Annotated in this window: 21 protein-coding genes and 2 pseudogenes; 17 read left to right on the top strand and 6 right to left on the bottom strand. The window is 64.8% G+C overall.

What is annotated here, in order from left to right; genetic code table 11:
• Positions 1-40: 40 nt before the first annotated feature.
• Both IVA93_RS36205 and IVA93_RS36210 read right to left on the bottom strand, forming a co-directional pair.
• Entirely contained in the window at positions 41-2323 is a 2283-nt protein-coding gene (locus IVA93_RS36205; protein ID WP_247295899.1) for a xanthine dehydrogenase family protein molybdopterin-binding subunit, read from the bottom strand.
• On the bottom strand, positions 2320-2811 hold the full coding sequence (locus IVA93_RS36210) for a (2Fe-2S)-binding protein (protein WP_007616069.1): 492 nt from the start codon (positions 2809-2811) through the stop codon (positions 2320-2322). Before IVA93_RS36210 ends, IVA93_RS36205 begins: the two co-directional genes overlap by 4 nt.
• Before the next feature lie 304 nt (positions 2812-3115).
• Between IVA93_RS36210 and IVA93_RS36215 the strand changes: the two genes are divergently transcribed.
• From IVA93_RS36215 to IVA93_RS36235, 5 genes are all read left to right on the top strand, one after another.
• Positions 3116-3880 (top strand): alpha/beta fold hydrolase, encoded by a 765-nt coding sequence (locus IVA93_RS36215; RefSeq protein ID WP_018455846.1) that lies wholly within the window; start codon positions 3116-3118, stop codon positions 3878-3880.
• 20 nt (positions 3881-3900) lie between these two features.
• Entirely contained in the window at positions 3901-4236 is a 336-nt protein-coding gene (locus IVA93_RS36220) for a hypothetical protein (RefSeq protein WP_026233039.1), read from the top strand.
• 12 nt (positions 4237-4248) lie between these two features.
• Positions 4249-4419: a hypothetical protein gene (locus IVA93_RS36225; protein ID WP_247364342.1), complete on the top strand. Its 171-nt coding sequence runs from the start codon at positions 4249-4251 to the stop codon at positions 4417-4419.
• A gap of 57 nt (positions 4420-4476) precedes the next feature.
• Positions 4477-5151 (top strand): dienelactone hydrolase family protein, encoded by a 675-nt coding sequence (locus tag IVA93_RS36230; RefSeq protein WP_018455844.1) that lies wholly within the window; start codon positions 4477-4479, stop codon positions 5149-5151.
• 136 nt (positions 5152-5287) lie between these two features.
• Positions 5288-5770 carry a hypothetical protein gene (locus IVA93_RS36235; protein WP_026233038.1) on the top strand — a complete coding sequence of 161 codons (483 nt, stop codon included), beginning with the start codon at positions 5288-5290 and terminating at the stop codon, positions 5768-5770.
• A 100-nt stretch (positions 5771-5870) separates the two neighbouring features.
• On the opposite strand, the gene IVA93_RS36240 is transcribed toward IVA93_RS36235, so the two are convergent.
• From IVA93_RS36240 to IVA93_RS36250, 3 genes are all read right to left on the bottom strand, one after another.
• A complete protein-coding gene (locus IVA93_RS36240; protein ID WP_018455842.1) occupies positions 5871-6614 on the bottom strand; it encodes a polysaccharide biosynthesis/export family protein in 744 nt (247 codons plus the stop codon).
• A 195-nt stretch (positions 6615-6809) separates the two neighbouring features.
• Entirely contained in the window at positions 6810-7466 is a 657-nt protein-coding gene (gene msrA, locus IVA93_RS36245) for a peptide-methionine (S)-S-oxide reductase MsrA (protein ID WP_026233037.1), read from the bottom strand.
• A 129-nt stretch (positions 7467-7595) separates the two neighbouring features.
• Positions 7596-7913: a hypothetical protein gene (locus IVA93_RS36250; RefSeq protein ID WP_007616084.1), complete on the bottom strand. Its 318-nt coding sequence runs from the start codon at positions 7911-7913 to the stop codon at positions 7596-7598.
• Positions 7914-8333: 420 nt separating this feature from the next.
• On the opposite strand from IVA93_RS36250, the gene rpsT reads away from it, so the two are divergent.
• From rpsT to IVA93_RS36310, 12 genes and pseudogenes are all read left to right on the top strand, one after another.
• A complete protein-coding gene (gene rpsT, locus IVA93_RS36255) occupies positions 8334-8600 on the top strand; it encodes a 30S ribosomal protein S20 (RefSeq protein WP_007598259.1) in 267 nt (88 codons plus the stop codon).
• A gap of 1280 nt (positions 8601-9880) precedes the next feature.
• Positions 9881-11293, top strand: a complete 1413-nt coding sequence (gene dnaA, locus IVA93_RS36260) for a chromosomal replication initiator protein DnaA (protein ID WP_026233035.1) — start codon at positions 9881-9883, stop codon at positions 11291-11293.
• 380 nt (positions 11294-11673) lie between these two features.
• The gene (gene dnaN, locus IVA93_RS36265) at positions 11674-12792 is read left to right on the top strand and encodes a DNA polymerase III subunit beta (protein WP_007598262.1); all 1119 of its coding nucleotides are present in this window, start codon (positions 11674-11676) and stop codon (positions 12790-12792) included.
• 210 nt (positions 12793-13002) lie between these two features.
• Positions 13003-13367: pseudogene (locus tag IVA93_RS36270) on the top strand (endonuclease domain-containing protein).
• A gap of 89 nt (positions 13368-13456) precedes the next feature.
• Positions 13457-14593 carry a DNA replication/repair protein RecF gene (gene recF / locus IVA93_RS36275; protein ID WP_018455838.1) on the top strand — a complete coding sequence of 379 codons (1137 nt, stop codon included), beginning with the start codon at positions 13457-13459 and terminating at the stop codon, positions 14591-14593.
• A gap of 120 nt (positions 14594-14713) precedes the next feature.
• On the top strand, positions 14714-15457 hold the full coding sequence (locus tag IVA93_RS36280; protein ID WP_026233034.1) for a hypothetical protein: 744 nt from the start codon (positions 14714-14716) through the stop codon (positions 15455-15457).
• 124 nt (positions 15458-15581) lie between these two features.
• Positions 15582-17749 (top strand): annotated as a pseudogene (locus IVA93_RS36285) (hypothetical protein).
• Between the two features lie 279 nt (positions 17750-18028).
• Positions 18029-20464 (top strand): DNA topoisomerase (ATP-hydrolyzing) subunit B, encoded by a 2436-nt coding sequence (gyrB, locus tag IVA93_RS36290; RefSeq protein ID WP_018455834.1) that lies wholly within the window; start codon positions 18029-18031, stop codon positions 20462-20464.
• Between the two features lie 225 nt (positions 20465-20689).
• Positions 20690-21985, top strand: a complete 1296-nt coding sequence (murA, locus tag IVA93_RS36295) for a UDP-N-acetylglucosamine 1-carboxyvinyltransferase (RefSeq protein WP_018455833.1) — start codon at positions 20690-20692, stop codon at positions 21983-21985.
• Between the two features lie 261 nt (positions 21986-22246).
• Positions 22247-23641, top strand: a complete 1395-nt coding sequence (locus tag IVA93_RS36300) for an MATE family efflux transporter (protein ID WP_018455832.1) — start codon at positions 22247-22249, stop codon at positions 23639-23641.
• Positions 23638-24126 (top strand): DUF2867 domain-containing protein, encoded by a 489-nt coding sequence (locus tag IVA93_RS36305; RefSeq protein WP_018455831.1) that lies wholly within the window; start codon positions 23638-23640, stop codon positions 24124-24126. The genes IVA93_RS36300 and IVA93_RS36305 overlap by 4 nt, the downstream gene beginning before the upstream one ends.
• Positions 24123-24773 (top strand): 2-hydroxychromene-2-carboxylate isomerase, encoded by a 651-nt coding sequence (locus tag IVA93_RS36310; protein WP_018455830.1) that lies wholly within the window; start codon positions 24123-24125, stop codon positions 24771-24773. The genes IVA93_RS36305 and IVA93_RS36310 overlap by 4 nt, the downstream gene beginning before the upstream one ends.
• 1 nt (position 24774) lies before the next feature.
• Here IVA93_RS36310 and IVA93_RS36315 read toward each other — a convergent pair whose 3' ends face one another.
• The gene (locus IVA93_RS36315) at positions 24775-25890 is read right to left on the bottom strand and encodes an FUSC family protein (RefSeq protein ID WP_018455829.1); all 1116 of its coding nucleotides are present in this window, start codon (positions 25888-25890) and stop codon (positions 24775-24777) included.
• Between the last annotated feature and the right edge of the window lie 32 nt (positions 25891-25922).

Genomic DNA, 25922 nt, shown 5'->3' on the forward strand with positions numbered 1-25922 from the left:
CCCCCGGCGGATCATGTCAGGTCAACAATCGCAACCAGCCTTACGCCTTCATCGCGCCCTTCACGGCTTCGGCCGTGATCGGCAGGGCCCGGACGCGGGCGCCCGAGGCGTTGAAGATGGCATTGCCGATCGCGGGTGCGATCACTGTCACCGCGGGTTCGCCGACGCCAGTGGCCTTTTCGCCATTGGCGATCACGGCGATCGCGACCTCCGGCACCTGGCTCATGCGCAAGGGCGTGTAGCTGTCGAAATTGGTCTGTTCGATGCCACCGTCCTTCAGCGTCGCCTTCTCGTACATCGCCAGTGACAGGCCCCACAGCGCCGCACCCTCGACCTGGGCGCGGATGTTGTCGGGATGCACCTGCGTGCCGACATCGGTGGCGACCGTGAGCTTCTTCACGGTCACTTCGCCCGATGGCGCCACGGCGACGTGAGCGACGCAGGCCGTCCAGCTTGCGGTCGCGCGTTCCTGCGACGAGACGCAGGCCACGCCCATGCCCTCACCTTTCGGCAGCTTCCTGGTGCCGTAGCCGGCAAGACCCATCGCGGCGAGCAGCGTATTGCGCAGCCGCTGCGCACCGCCGTCGTTCTTGCCGGCGCCGTCGAGCAGCGAGATGCGGAACTGCGCGGGGTCCTTGCCCGCCGCCGCCGCGATCTCGTCGATCATGCTTTCGACCGCCCAGAAGGTCCAGCCCGGCGCGACCGAGCGGAGCTGGCCGGACGGCGTCGCGTTGTGCGCCATCTCGTTCTTGATCGCGCGCACATGATGGTTGGGCACGGTGTAGAAGAAGTCGGCCCCGTTCACCGTGAAGGAGTCGAGCGGACCCTTCTTGTCGACCGAGGGCGTCAGGAAATCGGGTATTCCCCAGCGCTGGGTCGGCCACGCCGAAACCACGTCGTGGCTGAGCGCGATGAGCTTGCCGTCGCCGTCCACGCCTGCCTTCACTTTCTGGTAGGTGAGCGGACGCGAGAAATCCATCGTCATGTCGTTCTCGCGCGTATAGATCACCTTCACCGGCTTGCCGATGGCCTTCGCCGCCTGCACCGCCGGAATCATCATGTCGGCATCGAGCCTGCGGCCAAAGCCGCCGCCGAGCCACATCTGATGCATGACCACGAACTTCGGATCGATCCCGGCCGCACCCGCCGCGATCGCGCCGGAGCGCGTTGCGAACTGGTTGCCGGAATAGATGTGCAGGATCTCGCCCTTGAACTCCGCAGTGGCGTTCATCGGCTCCATCGGCGCATGGATATTGATGCTGGTGGTGTACTCCGCCTCCAGCACCTTGGCCGCCGTGCCGAACGCCGCCGCGGGATCGCCGTCCTTGACGAAGAACTGGCCGGAATCCTCCTGCTTCTGAAGCCGCATGGCCTCGTCGAGCAGCGACTGGCTCGACACCTTCGCGTTTGGACCGCCGTCATAGGCGATCTTGAGCGCCTGCGCCGCCTTCTTGGCGTTGGCATATGTGCCGGCGACCGCGACGACCCAGCCCGAGGTCGTTCCGGTCTTGTCGTCGAGGGTGACGGCCTTGATGAAGCCCGGCACTTTCTTGGCGGCACTGTCGTCGACCGATTTCACCGTGGCGCCGAAGCGCACGGGCGGCGTCACGACCGCGCCATAGGCCATGCCTAGCAGCATCACGTCGATGCCGTATTTGGCCGTGCCGTTGGTCTTGGAGGGAATGTCGAGCTGCGGCACCGACACGCCGATCATGGTGTATTGATCCGGCGTCTTCAGCTTGATCGCCTTCAGCTCGTCCGGCGTGAAGGTTTTTGTCGCCTTGCCGCTCTTGACGACATCGGCGAAGGACATCGCCTTCTTCGACTTCGGGTGCGAGATCATGGAATCGCGCACCACGAGCTCCGACGCCGGCACGCCCATCGCGGCGGCCGCGCCTTCTGTCAACGCCATCCGCCCGGCAGCGCCGGCGCGGCTCATGGCCTCGAAGTTCATCATGGTCGACCAGCTGCCGCCGGTGATCTGAGCGCCCAACACGGGATCGTTGAACTTCGGATCGTTGGAGGCAAGCTGTACGCGCATGTCGCTCCACTTCGCGCCCAGCTCTTCGGCCACGATCTGCGCCATGGTGGAGGCGATGTGCTGGCCCATGTCGGCCTTGCCGCAGGTGACGGTGACGAGACCATCGGGCGCGATCGCGTACCAAACGCTCGGCTCGAAGTTCGAAGGCGCCGCAAGCGCCTCACCGATGCCGGGCACGCCGGCATAGCCGAGCACGAGGCCGGCGGCCGCTGTGCCGACCAGGAAGGAGCGGCGGCTGAGATCGGTCGCCTCGGGCGCAACGTTGTTCACGTGCTTGTTCATGTGGGCCTCCGCTCGTTGCCGGAGGCGGATGCGGTGCGCATCTCGGTTGCGGCGCGCATGATTGCCTTCTGGATCCGCGAATAGGTCATGCAACGGCAAAGATTGCCGTCCATATGCGCCACGACCTCTTCCTTGGTCGGGTTGGGATTCTTCGCCAGCAGCGAGGCCGCCTGCATGATCTGACCGGACTGACAGTAGCCGCATTGCGGCACCTGTTCGGCGATCCATGCCTTCTGCAAGGGATGGTCGCCCTTGGCGGCGAGGCCTTCGATGGTGGTGATCTTCTTGCCGGCGACATCGCCGACCATGGTCTGGCACGAACGCACGGCTTCACCGTTGACGTGCACGGTGCAGGCCCCGCACAGGCCGGCACCGCAGCCGAATTTGGTGCCGGTCATCTGCAATTGCTCGCGGATCGCCCAGAGGAGCGGCGTGTCGTTCGCCGCATCCACGGACAGACTCCGCCCGTTGATGGTGAGAGTTGGCATAGGCGTCTTCCCCTGCCGGTGCATGAAGCCGCTTACGGCGGCAACTTGAGTAGCGGACGCCCACCGGGCCGGCGCCAGCCTTGATCGCAAGAATGATCGCGTTCAGGCGCGGAGGCAAATGCAATTTGGAATCGATCGAAACAAACGAGGCGCGCGCATCTTGTGCGTTGCGAGAACAGCGGTGATGCAGCGGCTGAACGCAACAGAGTGCACGCCAAGCAGGCAGGCCATCGCATTCAGGCAGTTTCCTCCGAGTAACCCGGCGCGTTAAGATGGGGGAAGACAAGATAATAAGGTGGATGCAATGCCTAAGATCGATCGGGACGGCGTTGGAATCCATTACGAGGTTCATGGCGAGGGCTGGCCGCTGCTGCTCACCCACGGCTACTCATCGACTTCGGCAATGTGGCATGGGCAGGTCGAGGCACTTGCCCGGGATCACAAGCTGATCTTGTGGGACATGCGCGGTCACGGCCAGTCCGACTATCCCGACGATCCCGCCGCTTACAGCGAAGCACTCACCGTCGGCGACATCGCCGCGATCCTCGATGTGGTCGGCACGGAGCGCGCCATCATTGGCGGGCTCTCGCTCGGCGGCTACATGTCGCTTGCCTTCGCTCGCGCGCATCCAAAGCGCGTCCGCGCGCTGCTGATCATCGACACCGGCCCCGGCTTCAAGAAGGACGATGCACGCGAGGCCTGGAATGCGCGCGCGCTCGCCACTGCCGACAAATTCGATCGCGAAGGGCTCGACGTGCTGAAGGCGGCAACGCGCGAGCGCGCCACCGCGAGCCATCGCGATGCCAGGGGATTGGCGCTCGCCGCACGCGGCATGCTGACCCAGCGCGATGCGAAGGTGATCGAGCTGCTGCCGGAGATCAAGGTGCCCAGCCTGATCGTGGTCGGCGCCGACGACACGCCGTTCCTAGCTGCCTCGGACTACATGGCCGCGAAAATTCCCGGCGCACAAAAAGTCGTGATCCCCGCCGCCGGACACGCCGTCAACATCGACCAGCCACAGGCTTTTGTTGACGCGGTGCTGCCTTTCCTGAAGAACTTGCCGGAATAGGTCGGACAGGAACAGTGGCGATGAAGCGAGCTATATTGGCTGCGGGCGCGGTGTTGCTGTCAGCATCCGCGCAAGCCGAGCAACTCGGCGGGACATTGCCCCGCCTGCCCTTCGTCGCGACCTTGTCGAACAACACGCCGCTCGCTTTCGGCATGGATGCCGACCAGACTGCGCGGGCGCTGGGGCAACCGCTGCAATATGTGCGGGGACGCCCCGGCAACGAGATCTATCTCGCCCTTCGCAACATCGGCGGCAGCAGACTGATCCCCACCCGTCACCGCCTGTTCCTGCAATTCCGCCACGGACGGCTGGCGGGCTGGAAGGAGGATTATGGCGAGAACTGGATGTGGGAGTGAGAGTGGCTTTTCATGACGCAGAGCAATCGTCTCTGCGCCATCATGCGTTGGAGCTGCCACATCGTCACGGCCGGGCTTGTCCCGGCCATCCACGATCTTTCCTACCGCACCAAGAACGTGGATGCCCGGGACATAGGCGAGCGGAAGCGACGCCGTCCTTCGGACGGCTACGCCCGGGCATGACGAGTTTGTGGAACGAGCGGAACCCGCAATCGAAGACTAACCAAAAGGACAACCCGCGTGCGACAGGACATCAAGCTGACGGCCTCCGACAAATTCCAGCTCAGTGCCTATCGCGCTGACCCCGCCGGCACGGCGAAGGGCGCGGTGGTGGTGATCCAGGAGATTTTTGGGGTCAACCATCACATCCGCTCGGTCTGCGATCGCCTCGCCGGGGAAGGCTATGTCGCGATCGCGCCGTCGATCTTCGACCGGACCTCGCCGGGCTTCCAGTCCGGCTACTCGCCCGACGAGATCGCGGAAGCGCGCAAGTTCGTCGCCAGTCCGGACTGGGACGCGATGCTGCGCGACACGCAGGCGGCGATCGATGCGGTGAAGAGCGTCGGCCCGGTCGGCATCATCGGCTTTTGCCTGGGCGGCAGCATCGCCTTCGTCGCGGCGACGCGGCTGTCGGGCCTGAAGGCCGCGATCGGCTATTACGGCGGCGCCGTCGTGCGCTATGCCGACGAGACACCAAAAGTTCCGACACAGCTGCACTTTGGCGAGAAGGATGCCGGCATTCCCCTGACCGACGTCGAGACCATCAAGACGAAGCGGCCGGACGTGGAGGTCTTCGTCTATCCGGGCGCGCAGCACGGCTTCCATTGCGACGAGCGGACGAGCTACGACAAGGCCAGCGCCGACATCGCCTGGCCGCGCAGCATGGAATTTTTCGCGAAGCATTTGAAATCGTAGCGCGCGCGGCTGTCTTCGCTGTCGTTCCGGGCTCGCGCTTCGCGCGCCCCGGATGACGAGCAGGAATCGGGTGGCTGCATCCTGCTGCCCGGCGATAGAGCTGGCTGATCAAGCCAATTCGCGCCGGGAGATCATGATGCAGCAGGCCAATACGAACATCGTCATCCGCAATCCGTTCGGCACCATGGACGTGCCCGCGCCTGATGATCGCGACGTCATGGACTATGCCGCAACCGCCGCGCTTGCCGGCGATGCGGCTGACGTCAACGCGGCGGCATGGGCAATTATCGCGGCACAGTCAGACCCGCTCGACGGCATCTGGGCCAGCCGCTGGAATGGCGGCGCAGATCCGACCATTGCCGGCGATACGCCGCAAGCCTGGAAAGAAGGACGCGCGGAGGTGCGGGTCGCAGGCGAGCGCATTTTCCTCCGCTTCGACTGGGACCATGGCCGCCGGCACGGGCTGATCGATACGGCGCGTGATCGCGCGGGTCGCCTGGTCGGGAAATATATCAACCTGACCAACCCGGCGATCACACGGCCATGGGTTGGACTGGTGGTCGACGCCACCAGGATCGACGGATGTTTTCCGAACGGGCGTCTGGATTTCAGGCGGTGAGCTAGAGCTTCGGTTCTGATTGCATCAGAACCGAGGCTCTAGATTCTTTTCTGACGCGTTTTCTTTACGCGAACCGGTATCCACTTCGCTCGAAAACGCTCTAGAACCAGCGCTCGCCGACAAACACGGTGTCGCCGGGGCTCAAGGGGGTGCCGAGCGGCACCACGGCGCGCATGGCGCCGCCGGCTTCGGTGTGCGTGACGGTGACCACGTCGCGCTTGGCGCGGGGCGAGAAGCCGCCGGCGATCGCGACGGCGCTTTCGACCGTCATGTTCGGCACGTAAGGATACTGGCCGGGCGCGGAGACTTCGCCGAGAATGAAGAACGGACGATAGGCCTCGATCTCGACGGCGACCGAGGGCTCGCGAATGTAGCCGTTGCGCAGCCTTGCGGCGATCTCGCCGGCAAGACCCGCGGGGGTGCGGCCGCGTGCCGGCACGCCGCCGATCAGCGGCATGGTGATGGAGCCGCCGGCGTCGATTGCGTAGCTGTTGGTGAGACCTTCCTGGCCGTAGACAACCACGCGCAGCTTGTCGCCGGCGTCGAGATGATAGGAGGCATCGTAGCGAACAGGCGCCGCCATCGGCGCGGCATAACCGACCGGCATGGGCGCAGGCGAGGCAAAGGAATTGCTGAGTGCTGCGATGGCACCGCCGCCACTGCCGACGACGGCGGGCTGCGGCGCGTTGTACGGCTGGCCATAGACCATCGAATCGAGATCGGCGCGCGGCTGCACATAGGCGACGGGACCAGCGGTTTGCATGCAGCCGCCAAGGGTCAGCGCGGCGGACGCTGCCAGGGATGCTGCCGAGATCGACCATCGAAACGCGCGTGCAACCGGCACCGGACTTATCCCTCGAAACGAGACAGATCCAGTGATGCACCGGTTATGGTTAATAAAGCGTTGAGGGGGCGGGTGGCTTGGCAATGGTACCAAACACTCCGTCATGCCCGGGCTCTTCCCGGGCATCCACGTTCTTGGTGCCGCACGAAATATCGTGGATGGCCGGGACAAGCCCGGCCATGACGAGGGACCAGCTTACGCGCTCACACCGACGCCGATCGGGCAGGACACGCCGGTGCCGCCCAGGCCGCAATAGCCGGCGGGATTCTTGGCCAGATATTGCTGATGATAGTCCTCGGCAAAGTAGAATTCGCCGGCGGGTGCGATCTCGGTGGTGATGGTGCCGAGACCTTTTGCAGCAAGCGCCTTCTGATAGAGCGCCTTCGATTGATCGGCCGCTTTCTTCTGCGCGTCTGAATAGGTGTAGATCGCGCTCCGGTACTGCGTGCCGACGTCGTTGCCCTGACGCATGCCCTGCGTCGGGTTGTGGCTCTCCCAGAACGTCTTCAATAGCTTCTCGTACGACACCTTGGTGGGATCGAACACGACCAGCACCACTTCGGTGTGACCGGTGCGGCCCGAGCAGGTCTCTTCATAGGTCGGGTTCGGCGTGTGGCCGCCGGCATAGCCGACAGCAGTCGTGTAAACGCCGTCGCCGAGCTCCCAAAACTTGCGCTCGGCGCCCCAGAAGCAGCCGAGCCCGAACACCGCCTGCTCGAGACCGGCGGGATAAGGCGGCTGCAACTTCGCGCCGTTGACGAAATGGGTGGTCGCGGTCGGAATGGCTTGCGCACGGCCCGGCAGCGCTTCCGCGGCGCTCGGCAATGCGGTGGTCTTGCGCATGAACACCATGGACGGATCTCCGAATGAGCCGTGCATCGCCTGGGCTAATTACTCAGGCGGCGTGCTCGCGATCAGGTGGGAATATAGGTCTTTACGCACGGAGCGGCAGCCCTGTTACAGCGCGGCATGCTCGAAAGCTCAATCCCGGGAATAGCCGATCAACGGCTTGCGCGGGCGGAACAGGATCATCAGGAGGATGCCGAGAATGCCGAGGACGGCGAAAACCGGCTGATCCAGCACCAGGCGGATCACCGAGGTCCACAGCCAGGGCGCCTTGGCCTCAACCCAGGTCCGGAATGCCGTCTGGCTGGCCTGATTGATGTCGTTCCAGAACTGGCCGAAGCGGGTGAACCGCAGGGTCTGGTCGGCCACCCAGCGGGCGCCATCATAGACCATGAAGATGAACCCGCCGGCGAGCAGCAACAGCCCAATCAGTCGGAAAAAGCCGCGGATCATGCCTCACCCTATATAGTCGTCCGATCGGACGACCCTCGGAACGCCGCCAGCCAATACAAGGGAGACGGCAGAAATTCAACCTCTTCAGGGCGTTACGGCACTCATCCCGGCTCTGAGGGGCTGCTTTTGCAGCCCGGGAAAGCGTTGACGGTACCGAAGACCCTCTCTATAAGGGCGCCAACTGGCGGCGGGCGCAATCCTGCCGCCGCTGTTCTTTGAGCAGATGCAGGCTCTTTGGGCTTAGAGGCTTCTTGGGCTGAGAGGCTCCTTGGGCCTCAGAGGCAGCCGCAAGGCCGTCGCTCATGTTCCGGGAACAGCCTAGCAACCGAACACCCTAATTCCGAGCGTCGATTACGCGGTCAAGCAAGCCGGCGCTACCCGACGAAGACGCGACCGGTACCCGCAAAGGACATTGAGACCATGGCCAATACCACTTCCGCCAAGAAAGCGACGCGCAAGATCGCCCGCCGCACCGCTGTCAACAAGTCGCGCCGCACCCAGATGCGCGGTGCCGTACGTAACGTCGAAGAAGCGATCAAGACCGGCGACCGCGCCGCTGCCGTGACGGCGCTGGCGAATGCCGAGCCCGCCTTGATGCGCGCCGCGCAGCGAAACATCATTCACAAGAACAATGCCAGCCGCAAAGTCTCGCGGCTCACCGCGCAGATCGCCAAGCTCGCCAAGTAAACTCGCGAGCGTTCTGGCACGCCGTCCGATCGAGTCGTTCGATCGGGCGATCACATCGCACATCACACGCGTCAAATAGCCCGGCCTCACGCCGGGCTTTTTTGTTGCCCGTCATATTCACGCAAGCAGTCACGCGTCGAACGACCTTCGATCGGAGGATTGCGGCGCTTGCACCATGACGCGTCCGTAGTTTTACCTGCGAATGGTTTTGCAACAGCGGAAACTTGCACCGCGGTGCAAAAAGCCCCTGCGAGGCGGGCGCAAGTTGAATTCGCGGGCTTGCGAGTTCTGCACACCGTAGTTTCCCCGGATCGCGTCACGCGATGGAGTTACCCTGTGAAACGAGACTCAAAAAACGATGGCTCGCTAACAACTTATCGACATAGTGAGGCCAAGCATTTGGAAAATTCACCCGCGCGTCGCGCGCGTGACGCTTTTGTAAAAAATTTTTGGCGGTGGCGGAGAATTGTCACATCGGACGCGGCATCTTCGATTCTGTGCACGAATCCAAAAACTTGCTCTGAAGCCTGTGCACAAGTGCCGCGTGGCGTTAACGCAGATCAAGATTTTTGATGCCTCAAGTGTGAATCAATTCCGTTGCGAGTCTTTCCGCATAGTGTATTCCTTAAGACGTCAGCGGCGCCCACGATCTTGAGACCAGCGCGGTATCGGAAACGGGGCGAGCGTGCAAATCGGCGGCGGTGTGCACGTAGGCGACGCTTCAACAAGCGATTGTCGGATCAAAACCCACAGCAATGTGGGAACGGTAGCTCTTTGTCTGAATGTCTCCAAGCGGGATCTTTCTCTCGCGCTTAAGAGACATCTTGAAAGCTGCCCCGACAGGCATGATGGCGAAGCCGAGCGGACGACGAGTACACGGGCAGGCATCCGACTACGAAGCGGGTGTCGTTTGGACACGCAGGACCTTGTCGTGAGCAATCACGGCAGGACGGGGAGGTATCATGTCTTACGAACTCAACGCGGTATTGAAACACATTTCGACTTCCAGCATTTCGACTTCCAGCGATGCCGTTTTAGATCCGTCGGACATCAAGCCTCCCGCGTGTAACGGAGCGCCGAGTACGCGCTGACCTCGCGACCCCTCCATCTCTAGACATTGCTGATCGGACGCGGCGTTTCCGCCGAACGGTCGAGCCATGCCTGCAGGTGAAATCGCTTGAGGTCCCGCCATCGCAAATATCCCTGAGCAGGTATCCCTGGCAGGAACTCAGCATGGCGCTCACCACGCAACCTTATCTCTCAAGAAAAGTTCTCAAATGATGACAACCCCGGAACAGGATCGCTGGTCACGCGTGAAGAGTCGGCTGCGCTCGAACGTAGGCGAGGACGTCTATACGAGCTGGTTCGCGCGCATGGATCTGGAAGGCGTCCAGGACGAGAGCGTGCGTCTGTCGGTGCCAACCCGCTTCCTGAAGAGCTGGATCCAGGCCCATTATGCCGAGCGCGTGCTGTCGTGCTGGCAGGCCGAGATGCCGGAAGTGCATCGCATCGATCTCACCGTGCGCTCGGCCGTGCGCCCCGTGGTGCAGCAGAAGGAAGCGCCCGCGCCGGTCGAAACGCGCCGCTCGCCTGCGCCGGAGCTGCGCTCGACCGCGACCGCGCCGGTCTCGGCCAATCATGATGCACTCGGCGGCTCGCCGCTCGATCCGCGCCTGACGTTTGCGAGCTTCGTCGTCGGCCGTTCCAACACGCTGGCGCATGCGGCTGCGCGTCAGGTCGCCGAGGGTCGTCGCGGCGATCCCGTCATGTTCAATCCGCTCTACATCCATGCGGGTGTCGGCCTCGGCAAGACGCATCTCTTGCAGGCGGTGACCTGGGCCGGCAATTCCGGCAACGAGCGCAAGGTGCTTTATCTCACCGCCGAGAAATTCATGTACGGCTTCGTCGCCGCGCTGAAGACGCAGACGGCGCTCGCCTTCAAGGAAGCGTTGCGCGGCATCGACGTGCTCGTGATCGACGATCTCCAGTTCCTGCAGGGCAAGTCGACCCAGGCCGAGTTCTGCCACACGCTGAACGCGCTGATCGATGCCGGCCGCCAGGTCGTGATCGCGGCCGACCGTCCGCCGTCCGACCTCGAAAGCCTCGACGACCGCGTGCGCTCGCGGCTGGCCGGCGGCCTCGTGGTCGAGATGGCCTCGCTCGGCGAGGAGCTGCGGCACGGTATTCTCAAGTCGCGCGTCGCAGCCGCCCGCGCCCATCATGCGACCTTCGAGGTGCCGGAGGAGGTGCTGACCTATCTGGCCCGCGCCATCACCCATAACGGCCGGGATCTCGAAGGCGCGATCAACCGCCTGCTCGCGCATTCGAAGCTCAACAATCGGCCGGTGACGCTGGAGATGGCGGAGCACGAGGTGCGCGACCTGATCCGGCCGCAGGAACCGAAGCGGATCAAGATCGAGGACATCCAGCGCGTGGTGGCACGGCAGTATAATGTCAGCCGCTCCGATCTCCTGTCCTCGCGCCGGACCGCCAACGTGGTCCGTCCGCGCCAGGTGGCGATGTATCTCGCCAAGACGCTGACCTTGCGATCGCTCCCCGAGATCGGCCGCCGCTTCGGTGGGCGCGACCACACCACGGTGCTGCACGCCGTGCGCAAGATCGAGGCCCTGGTTTCCAAGGACACGGCGCTGTCGGACGAGGTCGAATCGCTCAAGCGCCAGCTTCAGGAATAAACGCCTATTTGCTTCTGCGCGGGTGCGACCACATCCAAGCTGCATCGGAGGTCGTCATGCCCGGGCCTGTCCCGGGCATCCACGTTCTTAGGACCGCGAACCCAGACGTGGATGGCCGGGACAAGCCCGGCCGTGACGGGCGCAGAGACGTCCCTGGCCGGCGAGGCGTTCAGCGCGTTGCGGAAACATAGGTAAATCGTGGGGAACTGCCCGCAATCCCTTGAATCCGGGGGCCATCCGCGCCACCTTGCGCGACCCTGACGGCTTTGGTCATATCGGCTGGATGATCCGGCTTTCCGGGGTCTTCGGTGCCGTGGCGCGCGTCCCGCCGCCCGGCTTTTCCAGATTTGTGTTTCCTTGGGGATCGGGCGAGTAGTGCAATGAAGGTTACGGTCGAACGCGCGCAACTCCTGAAGTCGCTGGGCCACGTCCACCGCGTGGTCGAACGCCGCAACACGATTCCGATCCTCGGCAACGTGCTTGTTAGGGCCGAAAACGCGAAATTGTCGCTGAAGGCGACCGACCTCGACCTCGAGGTCACGGAAACGCTCGCGGCGGAAACCGCGACGGCGGGCTCGACCACCGTGCCGGCGCACATGTTCTACGACATCGTGCGCAAGCTGCCGGATGGTTCGCAGATCGTGCTCGAAGCCGACGGCGACCGCGCCGTGCTGGCGATCCGTGCCGGGCGCTCCCGCTTCACGCTGCAGACCCTGCCGGAAAACGATTTCCCGGATCTCGCCGCCGGCGACATGTCGCATTCGTTCAGCCTCGCCGCCAAGGACGTCAAGCGGCTGATCGATCGCACCCAGTTCGCGATCTCCACGGAGGAGACCCGCTATTATCTCAACGGCATCTACCTGCATGCCGCGGGCTCCGCCAAAGCCGCCACCCTGCGCGGCGTCGCCACCGATGGCCACCGCCTCGCCCAGCTCGACCTGGTGCAGCCCAAGGGTGCCGAGGGCATGCCCGGCGTGATCGTGCCGCGCAAGACGGTCGGCGAGGTGCAGCGCCTGATCGAGGACAACGAGGCCGAGGTCACGATCGAGCTGTCGCAGGCCAAGATCCGCTTCACCATCGGCAATGTGGTGCTGACCTCGAAGCTGATCGACGGCACCTTCCCCGATTACGGCCGCGTGATCCCGCAGGGCAACGACAAGGAGCTCGTCGTCGACAAGAAGGATTTCGAGAACGCGGTCGACCGCGTCTCGACGATTTCCAGCGAGCGCGGGCGAGCCGTGAAACTCTCGCTGTCGCCGGGCAAGCTGGTGCTGTCGGTGACCAATCCGGATTCCGGCAGCGCGACCGAAGAGCTCGAAGTCGAATACGCCTCCGACGCCCTCGATATCGGCTTCAACTCCCGCTATCTGCTCGACATCGCCGCCCAGATCGAAGGCGACGTCGCAACGCTCCGGCTCGCCGACCCGGGCTCACCGACTCTGGTGCAAGACCGCGACGACAAGAGCGCGCTCTACGTGCTGATGCCGATGCGGGTGTGAGGGACGTGGTCCTCCTCTCGCGACACCTTTTATGCAGAGACAACCCCTCACCCGGCCTCGCTGCGCGAAGCCCCCCTCTCCCACAAGGGGAGAGGGGGAAGCTACAGCTTCGCCTGCCGAAACAAGCGCAATGCACGTTGCTGCGCCCTCTCCCCTTGTGGGAGAGGGCATCTCCACGGGCGGATACATACTCAGTCGGGTGAGGGGTTCGTGCCGCAGGAACCATCCCATCGGCCAGTCTCCAAACGTCTTCGCCAATTCGCGAAGAATATGCGGCACGAACCGGCGGATGCGGAAGCGGCAATGTGGCGCCTGCTCAGGCACCGGCAACTCTCCGCTTTCAAGTTTCGCCGGCAGGTCCCGTTCAACACCTACATTCTCGACTTCGTCTGCTTTGAGAAGCGCCTGGTGATCGAGATCGACGGCGGTCAGCACGGAGAATCACGACGCGATGCAGCGCGTGACGCAGCTCTCTCGCCGAAGGCTTTGTCATCGCGCGCTACTGGAACAACGACGTGCTCCAGCGACCCACTTCTGTATTGGAGGACATCCTTGCAAAGCTCGCCGAGCGGTAAGATACCCCTCACCCGTCGCCTCACCTTGTGAGGCGCCACCCTCTCCCACAAGGGGAGAGGGGAAGAATCGCGGCCACGACAAAGATCTGATGACCCCCTCCCGCATTCATCGCCTGACGCTGACGCATTTTCGTAATTACCGGGCGGCGGGGCTCGAGACGGCGGCCGACATGGTGGTCCTGGTCGGGCCGAACGGAGCGGGCAAGACCAATTGCATCGAGGCGATCTCGTTCCTGTCGCCGGGACGCGGCCTGCGGCGTGCGACGCTGGACGACGTCGCCGACAATCAGGGCGACGGCTCCTGGGCGGTGTCGGCACAGGTCGAGGGCGCGCTGGGCCTTGCCACGCTCGGCACCGGCATCGATCCGCCGTGCGCAGATAGCCCGGTCAGCCGGCGCTGCCGCATCGACCGCGAACCGGTCAATTCGGCGGCGGCGTTCGGCGACCACATCCGCATGGTATGGCTGACGCCGGCGATGGACGGGCTGTTCATGGGAGCGGCGTCCGAGCGGCGCCGCTTCTTCGACCGCCTGGTGCTCGCCATCGACAGCGACCATTCCAGCCGCATCTCCGCGCTCGAACGTTCGCTGCGTTCGCGCAACCGACTGCTCGAGACGCGCAATTACGACGACCATTGGTGTGACGCGATCGAGCGTGAGACCGCGGAGCTTGCGGTCGCGGTCGCCGCAACCCGCGGCCAGACCGCGGCGCGTCTGACCGGCATGCTGAACGCTCGCGCGCAGGCCTCCGCCTTCCCTTCGGCGCAGATCGCGCTCGACGGCTGGATGGAGAACGCGCTGCTGACGGAGACCGCGACGTCGGTCGAGGACCGCTACCGCCAGATCCTGCGCGACAACCGTCCGCGTGACGCCATCGCCGGCCGTACCACGGATGGTCCGCATCTCACCGATCTGCAGGTGATCTACGCGCCGAAAAGCATGCCGGCGCGCGATGCCTCGACCGGCGAGCAGAAGGCGTTGCTGATCGGGCTGGTGCTGGCGCATGCGAGCCTGGTCGCCGAGATGACCGGCATCGTGCCGCTGCTGCTACTCGACGAGGTCGTCGCGCATCTGGATCCCGGCAGGCGCGCGGCGCTGTTCGACGAGCTGCGCAAGCTCGGCGCGCAGGTGTGGTTGACCGGCGCAGACCCTGCCGCCTTCGCCGAGATCGGCGCCGGGGGCGAGATCTTTGACGTCGAAAGCGGACAGGTATCGGCCCGGCGCTAGTCGCCGCCGTTGAACCGGCCCCATTTCTGCCGCGACTAGTTGCCGGAGGCCGCGCCGACGGCGTCGCAGCCGTTTTGCAATCGCGCAATGACATGCCGCGCGAGACCCCTGGAGAGTGAGATGCGGACGGCAAGGTCCGGGGCGCAAGCTCCGGCACGATGGCGGGCGTTTGCGTGCGGCCTCGTCCTGCTCGCGATCTGCATGCTCGCTGCAAGGGCCGGCGCCGGGATGCCGCATCTCGCGGCGCTGTTTTCCGCCGATCTCACGCCGGATCCCGATGCCAGGCTGCTCGCACCGACCCGCTACAGCTTTCGAGGAATCCACACCACCCTGATGCGGGGCGTCGAAGCGCCGCTTCGGGTCAAGCTCGAGGCCACCGTGCCCGCCGAACTCGGCGACGTCCTAGCCTTCTACCGCAGGGAGCTCGGAAAGCTCGGCTGGCAGGAGCAGCACGATGGCGCCGTCGTCTCCGCCGATCACGTCCAGCTCGCGTTCGCATCTCCGCTCGGTCCGGCGATGCTGGAGCTCGGCCGCAAGGGCAGCAGCACCTTGGTTCATCTCGTGCAGAAGAACTCGGATACTGCAACCCGGGCGAACGTCATGCCCGAGCCGGGCCAGGCGAAGCTGGTGTTCAGCAACATCGGCGAGACGGAAGCCGTGCTCGGGATCAACGCGCACATCATCAAGCGCTCGGCCGGCGCTAACGCCGTCTCGCTGGATCTGGCGCCCGGCAGATATTCCTACGAACTGAACGTACCCGGCCGTCCGGCCCACAGCAATATCCTCACCGTCGCAGCCGGCGACGCCTGGGAGCTCACCATCGGGCGCGACGGCGAGGCATGGTCGCCGCTCCAGCTGTATTGAGCCGTCCGGATCTTTGAACCTGCCCGGTTCCTGCCGCGACTTCTCGTTTGAGACCCGCCGACGGTGTCGCAGCCGTTGCAATCGCGCGCGCCCAAGCGCCGCGCGGCATCCTGGAGACGTAACGATGGCGATGATCCCGCGCGGGATGCAAGTCCCGGCACGATGGCGGCTGCTTGCATGCGGTCTCTTCCTGATGGCGAGCTGCTCGATCGCGGCCGGCGCCGACGAGGGCATCGTCGACGTCCACGCGCTGCCCCAGCTCGAAGGTGCGGTGGAAGACATTTCGCGCCCCGATCCCTATAGCGTCGAATATCGCGTACCGATGCGGCAGGCCGTGACGCTGCCCGCGGTCCAAAAGCTCCTGCGCGACAACGGATGGGTGCCCTATGTGATGCCGCTTGAGGAGAAAAGCAGCCTGCTGAAGTTCAGGAAGGGACGACAAGGCCTTTCCTTCATTTCACGCAGGCGCTCGGCCGGCCCGACCAGTCCGTGGTTTACTACACCACCGACCGGATGTACGGGAACGTGCCATTTCCGGAAGGCGCAAGTGACATCGTGTTCGACGGGACCCGGCCCTATCTCGGCTGCATCGCGCCGACGCCGCTCGATGCAACGTCGGATTTCTACAGCAGCCAGATGGCTGCGATCGGCTGGCAGAAGCTCACGCCGGAAACCGCCGCACGCTGGACCACCAGCCTGAATGAAACCGTTCCCAACGGCCTGCGCGCGTTCTACGCGCATGCCGATAGCAAGGAGACCGGCTTCTATCAGCAGAAGCCCGTGATGCTGACGCTGACGCGCCGCGACGATGGCCGCACCAATGTCGATATCCGGGTCGCCCCCTTCGCGCTGCCGAGCGAGCTCAAAGCCGATAGCGATCTGGCCGGCCTGCCGCGGCCGAGCCCGACCAAGACGGCCAGGGGGCTCGGCGGCGCGAGCGACAACAAGCGCGAAATGTCGGCCGCCGCGATGGCCGAGCTGCCGGCCGTGCTCGCCTTCTATCACCGCGAGTTCGCCGCGCGCGGCTGGCAGGAGGACGGCAGCGCGCAGCTCGCACCCGGTGACGAGGTCGCGATCAAGATCTCTTCGGCGGAGGAAACCGGCGTGCTGCGGCTTGGCCGCAAATATGATTTCACCATGGTCAGCCTGACCGCGCAGGTGAAGGACTCCGCGCTTGCCGCCCGTGCCAAGGCGAAGAAAGAGGCGGACGACAAGTTCCTTGGGGATGCGTTAGGTGCGGCCAAGCAGCTCATCACCGCCGACGAAGCCAGGCGCAAGGTGCAGGCGGCCGCATTGTCCGACGCGCCGCTCAACGCGCAGGCCGACAGCAAGATTCCGGTGCCGCTGCCTGAAAACGCCGAGGGTGTGAAGTTCGAGAGCGACGAGGGCAGGCTCGAGTTCTCCTCGACCTCGAGCGTGAAGGCGCTCACTGCGTTCTATCGCGCATCGCTCAAGCCAGCGGGCTGGAAAGAGCAGCCCTCCGTCATCAATCAGCCCAACATGGCGGTGATGGAGTTCGCAAAGAGCGGCAAGTCGATCTCGATGACCGTGATGCAGATGGGACCGAAGGTGAACGTTAGCGCCAACGGCTCCGGTCTGGTCGTCGCCGCGGCGAAGCCCGTCGAGGCCAAATCGACCCAAGCCAAGGCGGTCCAGACCAAATCGAAGGAGCCGCTCACGCCCGATCCCGATTCGGCCCTGCCGGTGCCGACGCAGCACAGCTCGACCGGCATCAGCTCCACGAAATTTCCCGGCAGCGACCAGTCGTTCCGGACCGAGCTCGAAGCCAGCATCCCCGCCGAGCTTGGCGAGGTCCTCGCCTTCTATCGCGCGGAGCTGACCAATCGGGGCTGGCAAGAGAAGGCCGACGGCGCGATCGTGACGGCCGAGCGGGCGGAGCTCGCGTTCACCTCGCCGCAGGGGCCGGCCGTGCTGAAGCTTGGCCGCGCCCGAGACGAGACCACGGTCAGCCTGATGCAGCGAAATCCGCAGGCCGCGGCCAAGGCCGACATCATGCCGAAGGCCGGACAGGCCAGGCTGATGCTCGGCAATATGGGGCCGAAAGAAGCATCGCTGACGATCAACAATCAGACCGTAAAGATCGCGGCCGGCGCCGGCGGTCCGCAATCGCCGAAAGGCCCGATGCTCGATCTGCCGCCAGGCAAGTACCAGTACGCGCTGCGTCTGCCGGGACGCCCCACTCGCACCGAGATTCTCACAGTGGCCGCCGGCGATGCCTGGGGCCTCCTGGTGGGGCCAAACGGAGATGTGCTGCCGCTTCAGATGTATTGAGCTGCAAGGCCGTTCCGGGGCGTTCCAGGCGCCTCGGAACGCCCTCGTCCCCGCAAAATCCACGCCTTCCACGGCCCGAAACGGCTTCCCGAATCGCGCTTTTTCCAAGCCGCCGAATCGGGCTTCGAAGGCCTTGAAAATCGGCCAAAAAATTCTATTTAATCAAAGACTTGCCGGGGGATACTTTGCGCTAGGCGCAATCCGTCTTTCGTGGCACAAATAGCCCGCATATCAGCGCCTTTTGCGCCGCTGATTCGGGCGACATCTCGAAGGCCTCTCATGACAGAACCTGCTCGGCAGACGCCTGCCGAAAACGAACCCTCAAATCCGAGCGATTACGGGGCGGAATCGATCCGCGTGCTCAAGGGTCTCGACGCCGTCCGCAAGCGTCCCGGCATGTATATCGGCGACACCGATGACGGCTCGGGCCTGCATCACATGGTGTACGAGGTCGTGGATAACGCGATCGACGAGGCGCTCGCGGGCCACGCCACGCGCGTGGACGTGATCCTCAACGCCGACAATTCCGTCACCGTGCGCGACGACGGCCGCGGCATTCCCGTCGACATCCACAAGGGCGAAGGCATCTCGGCAGCCGAGGTCATCATGACCCAGCTCCATGCCGGCGGTAAGTTCGACCAGAATTCCTACAAGGTTTCCGGCGGTCTGCACGGCGTCGGCGTCTCCGTCGTCAACGCGCTGTCAAGCAAGCTCGGCTTGCGCATCTGGCGCGACAACAAGGAACACTACATCGAATTCGCCCATGGCGATGCGGTCGCGCCGCTCAAGGTGGTCGGCGACGCGCCCGGCAGGCGCGGCACTGAGGTGACGTTCCAGGCTTCGACGGAAACCTTCAAGAACATCGAGTATGATTTCGCCACGCTGGAGCACCGGCTGCGCGAGCTCGCCTTCCTCAATTCCGGCGTCAACATCGCCCTCTCCGACATGCGTCACGCCGTCGAGAAGCGCGAGGAGATGCACTATTCCGGCGGCGTCGAGGAATTCGTCAAATATCTCGACCGCAACAAGAAGGCGATCGTTCCGGCGCCGATCATGGTGCGCGCGGAATCCAACGGCATCGGTGTCGAGGCCGCGTTGTGGTGGAACGACAGCTACCACGAGAACGTGCTGTGCTTCACCAACAACATCCCGCAGCGCGACGGCGGCACCCATCTCGCCGGCTTCCGCGGCGCGCTGACGCGCCAGGTCAACGGCTATGCCGAGGCCAACGCGAAAAAGGAAAAGATCGCGCTCACCGGCGACGACTGCCGCGAAGGCCTCACTGCGGTGCTGTCGGTGAAGGTGCCGGACCCAAAATTTTCGTCGCAGACCAAGGACAAGCTGGTGTCCTCGGAAGTGCGCCCCGTGGTCGAGAACGTGCTCAACGAGGCGCTGCAGGCCTGGTTCGAGGAGCATCCCTCCGAAGCCAAGATGATCGTCGGCAAGGTGATCCAGGCGGCGGCTGCCCGCGAAGCCGCGCGAAAGGCGCGCGAGCTGACGCGCAAGAGCCCGCTCTCGGTCTCTTCGCTGCCCGGCAAGCTCGCCGACTGCCAGGAGAAGGACCCGGCGAAATCCGAGCTCTTCATCGTCGAGGGTGACTCGGCAGGCGGCAGCGCCAAGCAGGGCCGCAACCGCGAATTCCAGGCCGTGCTGCCGCTGCGCGGCAAGATCCTCAATGTCGAACGCGTGCGTCCCGACAAGATGCTGCACAGCGAGCAGATCGGCACGCTGATCACCGCGCTCGGCACCGGCATCAGCGACGAATTCTCGATCGAGAAGCTGCGCTATCACAAGATCATCGTGATGACGGACGCCGACGTCGACGGCGCCCACATCCGCACGCTGCTGCTCACTTTCTTCTACCGGCAGATGCGCGAGATCATCGACGGCGGCTATCTCTATATCGCCCAGCCGCCGCTCTATAAGGTCAACCGCGGCAAGTCCGAGCAATATCTGAAGGACGAGCGGGCGCTGGAAGATTATCTGATCGATACCGGGCTGGACGATTGCGTCTATATTCCCGGCACCGGCGGCGATCGCACCGGCCGCGACCTGCGCTCGCTGGTCGATGACGCCCGCGCCGTCCGCGGCGTCCTGCGCAGCCTGCACACCCGCTACAATCGCAAGGTGATCGAGCAGGCCGCCATCACCGGCGTGCTCAACAAGGCGATCTACGGCGATCCGGAGAAAGCCGCCGCGGCAGCCCAATACATCGCCGCCCGCCTCGACACGCTCGCCGACGAGGTCGAGCGCGGCTGGATCGGTCAATACGTCGAAGGCCATGGTTTCCAGTTCGAGCGCACCGTGCGCGGCGTCAAGGACGTCGCCCTCATCGATGACGCGTTCCTGGGCTCGGTCGAAGCCCGCAAGCTCGACGAGTACACCGTCAAGCTCCAGGACGTTTATGCCCGCCCCGGCAAGCTGCGGCGCAAGGACACCGAGCACATGGTCTACGGCCCGGTCGATCTGTTCGAAGCCGTCACCGACGCCGGCCGCAAGGGCGTCTCGCTGCAGCGCTACAAAGGGCTGGGCGAGATGAATCCGGAGCAACTCTGGCAGACGACGCTGGACGTCAATGCGCGATCACTGCTCCAGGTGAAGGTCAAAGAGGTCGACGAGGCCGACGACATCTTCACCAAGCTGATGGGCGACGTGGTCGAGCCGCGCCGCGACTTCATCCAGGAACATTCGCTGAGCGCGACGATCGATATCTGAGATCGGATGGCTTGGACGGTCGTCATGCCCCGGACTTGTCCCGGGCATCTAGGTTCTCCGTGCATCTGGCAAAGGCGTGGATGGCCGGGACAAGCCCGGCCATGACGTAGAGACACGGCTGAACCTCCCCCGCCCTCGCGACAAGTGCAGAATTGCTCCCGCGCTCAATTCTCGGTAGTTTCCGCCTCGAAAACCCGCCCACCCAACACGACAGCGAGAGACCCCGTGGCGCCCATCCAGTACATTGTCGAGGGCGGTCACCGGCTCTCGGGCTCGATCGAGCCTTCCGGCAACAAGAATGCGGCCCTGCCGATCATCGCGGCAGCCCTGCTCACCGAGCATCCGGTGACGCTGGAGAACGTGCCGCGGATCCGCGACACCGAGACGCTGGTCGAGCTGATCCGCTCGGTCGGCGCGGCGGCGGAATGGACCGCCCGCAACACGCTTCATATTCACGCCAAGAGCATCCGCGCCGCCGATCTCGATCCTGATCTGTGCGTGCGCATCCGCGCCTCGATCCTGCTCGCCGGCCCCCTGCTCGCCCGCTGCGGCGAAGTGATGCTACCGCCGCCCGGCGGCGACGTCATCGGCCGCCGAAGGCTCGACACGCATGTGCTCGCACTCGAGCAGTTGGGAGCCAAGGTCACCGCGACCGACCGGCTCGAATTCCGCGCTTCGAAACTGACCGGCGCCGACGTGTTCCTGGACGAGCCCAGCGTGACCGCGACCGAGAACGCGCTGGTCGCAGCCGTCGCCGCCCAAGGCACCACCTATTTGCGCAACGCCGCGTCCGAGCCGCATGTGCAGGACCTCGCCAACTTCCTGGTCGCGCTCGGCGCAGGGATCGAGGGCATCGGCACCAACACCATGATCGTGCACGGTCCGGCGACGCTGGGCGGCGCGACCTACCGGATCCAGCCCGACCATATCGAGGTCGGCTCGCTGATCGGACTCGCGGCCGTGACGCGGTCGCCGCTTCGCATCGTGCGCGCGGGCGTCGAGCATCTGCGCTCGATCCGCATGGGATTCGAACGGCTCGGCATCGTCTGCCGCATCGAGGGCGACGATCTCATCGTGCCATCAAACCAGACGCTGAAGATCCAGGACGATTTTGGCGGCCACGTGCCGAAGCTGGAAGACCAGCCCTGGCCGGCCTTCCCGGCCGATCTGATGTCGATCGCGATCGTCACCGCCACGCAATGCGAGGGCGTGATCCTGATGTTCGAGAAGATGTTCGAATCGCGGATGTTCTTCGTCGACAAGCTGATCGCGATGGGCGCGCGTATCGTGCTCTGTGACCCCCATCGCGCCATCATCGCCGGCCCCAGCCGCCTGCGCGGTGCATCGATGATCTCGCCCGACATTCGCGCCGGCATGGCCATGCTGCTCGCGGCCGTCTGCGCCGAGGGCACCTCCACGATCAACAACGCCGACCAGATCGAGCGCGGCTACGAGCGCATCGACGAGCGCCTCAACGCGCTCGGCGCGAAGATCAGGCGCGTGCCTGAACGGAAGGGCTGAGGCGCTTCTTCCCTTCTCCCCTTGTGGGAGAAGGTGGCGTAGGCGGCCTTTGGCCGCCGTTTTTGAGAACGCCGAAGCTTCGCATCGGCTATAGCGCCGGATGAGGGGTTGCTTCAGCGAGTCCTGCTGCTTGAGGGCCGTACGCGGAGAGATCCCCCTCACCCGTCTCGCCGCTGCTGCGGCGAGCCACCCTCTCCCGCAAGGGGAGAGGGAGAAGACCAAGCCATGTTTTCGTCGCCCGGCTGTGCTATTGACCCGGCCATGCTCGACACCGTCCAGCCTCGTTCGCAGCCGCAAGCCGGCGTGCCGCCAAATCCTCTCGCCGACGAATTCGTCGCGACGCTGCGGCTGGCCGTGCCGATGATGCTGACGCAGCTCGGGCAGATCGCGATGATCACGACCGATCTCGCGCTGATCGGGCGGCTCGGCGAGAGCGCGGTCGCAGCAGCAGCGCTGGCGCACACGGTCTATTTCGTCAGCTTCACCTTCGGGCTCGGATTGATGACGGCGGTGTCGCCGCTGGTCGCGCAAGCCTTCGGCGCCGGCGATGTCAGGCGCATCCGCCGCTCTCTGCGCGTCGGCTTGTGGGTCGCCTTGCTGATCTCGCTGCCGATGATGGCCTCCCCGCTCTATGGCGAGCACATCCTGGTCGCACTCGGTCAGGCGCCGCACTCGGCCGCGCTCGCCCAGCGCTATCTGAATGGGCTGGCCTGGGGCATCGCGCCGGCACTCGGCTTCATCGCGCTGCGCAGCATGATGAGCGCGGTGAACCGGCCGCAGGCCCCGCTATGGATCACGCTCGCGGCGATCCCCGTCAATGCCGCGCTGGTCTACGCCCTGATCCACGGCCTGTTCGGCCTGCCGGAGCTCGGTCTGTTCGGCGCAGGGCTTGCGACCACCATCGTCAATCTCGGCACGTTCGTCGCCACGCTCGCCATTGCGGGGCTGCGCAAGCCGTTCGCGGATTATCGTCCGCTTGCCCATCTCTGGCGGATCGACTGGCCCCTGATGCACAAGCTCATCGCGATCGGCGCCCCGATCTCGTTCTCACTGCTGCTGGAATATGGCCTGTTCTCTTCGGCGGCGCTGCTGATGGGGTTGATCTCGACCACGGCGCTCGCGGCGCATCAGATCGCGCTCCAGGTCACCGCCGTGCTGTTCATGGTCCCGCTCGGCATCGGCATGGCAGCCACGGTGCGGGTCGGCCACGCCTTCGGCCGGGGCGACCCGGCTGCGGTGAGGCGCGCAGGTCTCGTGGCAGCCGTGATCGGGATCGCGTTCGTCTCGGCCCTCAGCGTCGCAATCATTCTCGGCCGCTATGAGCTCGGACGGCTGTTCTTCGGCAGCGGCGAGGCGAGCATGGCGACCGTCGAGCTGACTGCAACGCTGCTGCTGGTCGGCGCGACCTTCTTCATCGCCGATGCCATCCAGACCATCATGGGCGGCGCACTGCGCGGCATCAATGACACCAGAATGACGTTGGTATTCGCCGCGATCGGCTACTGGTGCGTGGGCTTTCCCATCGCCTGGTTGCTCGCTTTTCACGCTGATTTCGGCGCGGTCAGTGTCTGGATCGGACTGTCGATCGGATCGTTCGTCTATGCCGGACTTCTGATCTTGCGCTTCCGGATGCTGACGCGCAAACTGGCGGGATGAACGGGACCGTCCGCGAAGTCATCCCCGATGTCGACGCCGGCACGCTGCTGGCCGGTGCGCAATTCATCGACGCCTTTCGCGTGGAGATCGGCACAGCACCGGTGAATGCCCGCGAGGCCTGCACCAGGATGGTGTTACACGGACCGCGCTGGATCGGTGCACTGACACGCCTGCGCAACATCCTCGTGAGGCCCTTTGGATTGAAGACATCGGGTGAAGGCGCACCAGCGCCGGGCGGCCCGATCGGCTTGTTTCCGGTGCTGAGCGAAACGCCGGAGCAGCTGGTCGCCGGCTTCAATGATTATCATCTCGACTTCCGCATCGTGGTCGATGTCGCCGGCGAAGCGGTGCTGCGCCACGTCACCCTGACCACGCTGGTGCGGACCAACAATCGGCTGGGCCGCGCCTATCTCGCGTTCATCACGCCCTTCCACAAGCTCGTCGCCCGCAGCATGATGGGGCGGCTCGTGGAGCCGGCCCGATGACGCTCTCCGTCGACCTCTTCTACTCCTTTCGCAGCCCGTTCAGCTGTCTGGCGTTGCCGAAAACGCTCAACCTGGTCGAAACCTACGATCTGACGGTGAATTTGCGGCCGGTCTATCCGCTCGCAGTCCGTGTGCCCGGGTTTTTCAAGAAGGCCAGCCCGAACTTCATTCGCTATGTGGTGCTCGACAGCACGCGCGTGGCGCAGCACGAAGGCATTCCGTTCCGCTTTCCCAGGCCCGATCCGATCGTGCAGCACAAGGTGACGTTCGAGGTCGCGGCGGAGCAGCCCTACATCCACCGTCTGACCCGGCTTGGTGCCATGGCGCAGCTCGAGGGACGCTCGCTCGCATTCACCGATGCAATCGCCCGCGTGCTGTGGGACGGCTCGGTGTCGGGCTGGAACGAAGGCGATCATCTCGGGCGCGGCGCCGAAAAGGCCGGCTTCGATCTCGCCGCGATGGATGCCGCAATCACCGCGGACCCTGATCGCTACGAGCAGGTGATCACGGAGAACGAGAAGGACCACGCCGCCTCCGGCCATTGGGGCGTGCCGACCTTCGTGTTCGACAACGAGCCGTTCTTCGGCCAGGACCGCATCGATTTGCTGGTCTGGCGCATGCAGGGCAAGGACCTGATGCGGCGCTAGCTCACTCGGCCAAGCGCGCTGACTTGTCCGACGAGGCTTCCGACCACTCGCCGACGACGCGATCGAGATCGCAGAGATTCTGGTGCATCTGCTCCAGCGAGAAGCCGATCGCGAAGAAGCGCTCGGCGGTGTCGCTCGGCTGGCCGCGGATCAGGCCGTCCTGGCGAACGGCGGCAACCGCCTCGGCGTAATGCTGGAGCGCGACGTGCACGGGATGAATCGGCGGCGCGCCGGCACCAGCCCGCAACGCTTCGGCCGCCGAGCGCAGAAAGCGCACGATCGCCGCACTGACCTCCGCCAGCGGCGCGGCGAGCCGCATCTGCACCTCGGCCGGCAACGGCACCACGGTCGAGCGGCCGATCATCACGACGTCGTGGCGCAGCCGTAGGATCGTTCGCAGCAAGGGACCGGTGTCGGGCCCGCTTGACAGGCGCGCGGCCCGCTCGCGCTCGGCTTCGGCACCGATCGCATTCATGCCCACCATCGCGGTGCCGATGCCGTCCTGGATCCGGTGCAGCGCATCGTTGTCGCGGCCGCGCGTGAGACCCGCGAGCAGCTCGGTGAAGGCGTCCGCGATCAGCTCGAGCAGCCTTGCCGCGCTGGCGCGGATCTGGCGCACCGCGCGCGAGGGCAGCACCAGGAACGAGACCAGCAATCCCGTGATTGCGCCGACCCCGACCTCGCTGACCCGATCGATTGCCGATGTCATGGGATCGGAATGATGCATCGTCGGAACCAGCAGCACGATGATGGCGGTGACCGTCGCTGCATTGAGGCTCGGGTTGATCGCGGCGACGAAGGCGAGTGGCGCGACCGCCAGCACCAGCAGGCCCAACAGGCCGGCCTCGGTCGAATAAGGGATCAGGATCGCGATGGCGCCCCCATAGATGGCGCCGCCGATGGTGCCGAGCACGTAATCGCGCGTCGCCTTCAGCGAGCGCCCGACGCTCAACTGGGTCACGATCAGCGAGGTCAGCACCGCCCAGAGCGGCAGCAGCAGATGCAGCGCGGTGGCGATCGCGTAGGCCGCGGTGGCCGCGACCGTGACCCGGATCGCCAGGCCCAGTTGCGTTCGCCGCGCCCGGACCCGGTCGAACACATCTTTTGGAAGTCCCATCGTGGAATATCCCGATCCTCTTGGAGCCGGCC

The sequence above is a fragment of the Bradyrhizobium sp. 155 genome (genome assembly GCF_023101105.1).
Classification (GTDB): domain Bacteria; phylum Pseudomonadota; class Alphaproteobacteria; order Rhizobiales; family Xanthobacteraceae; genus Bradyrhizobium; species Bradyrhizobium canariense_D.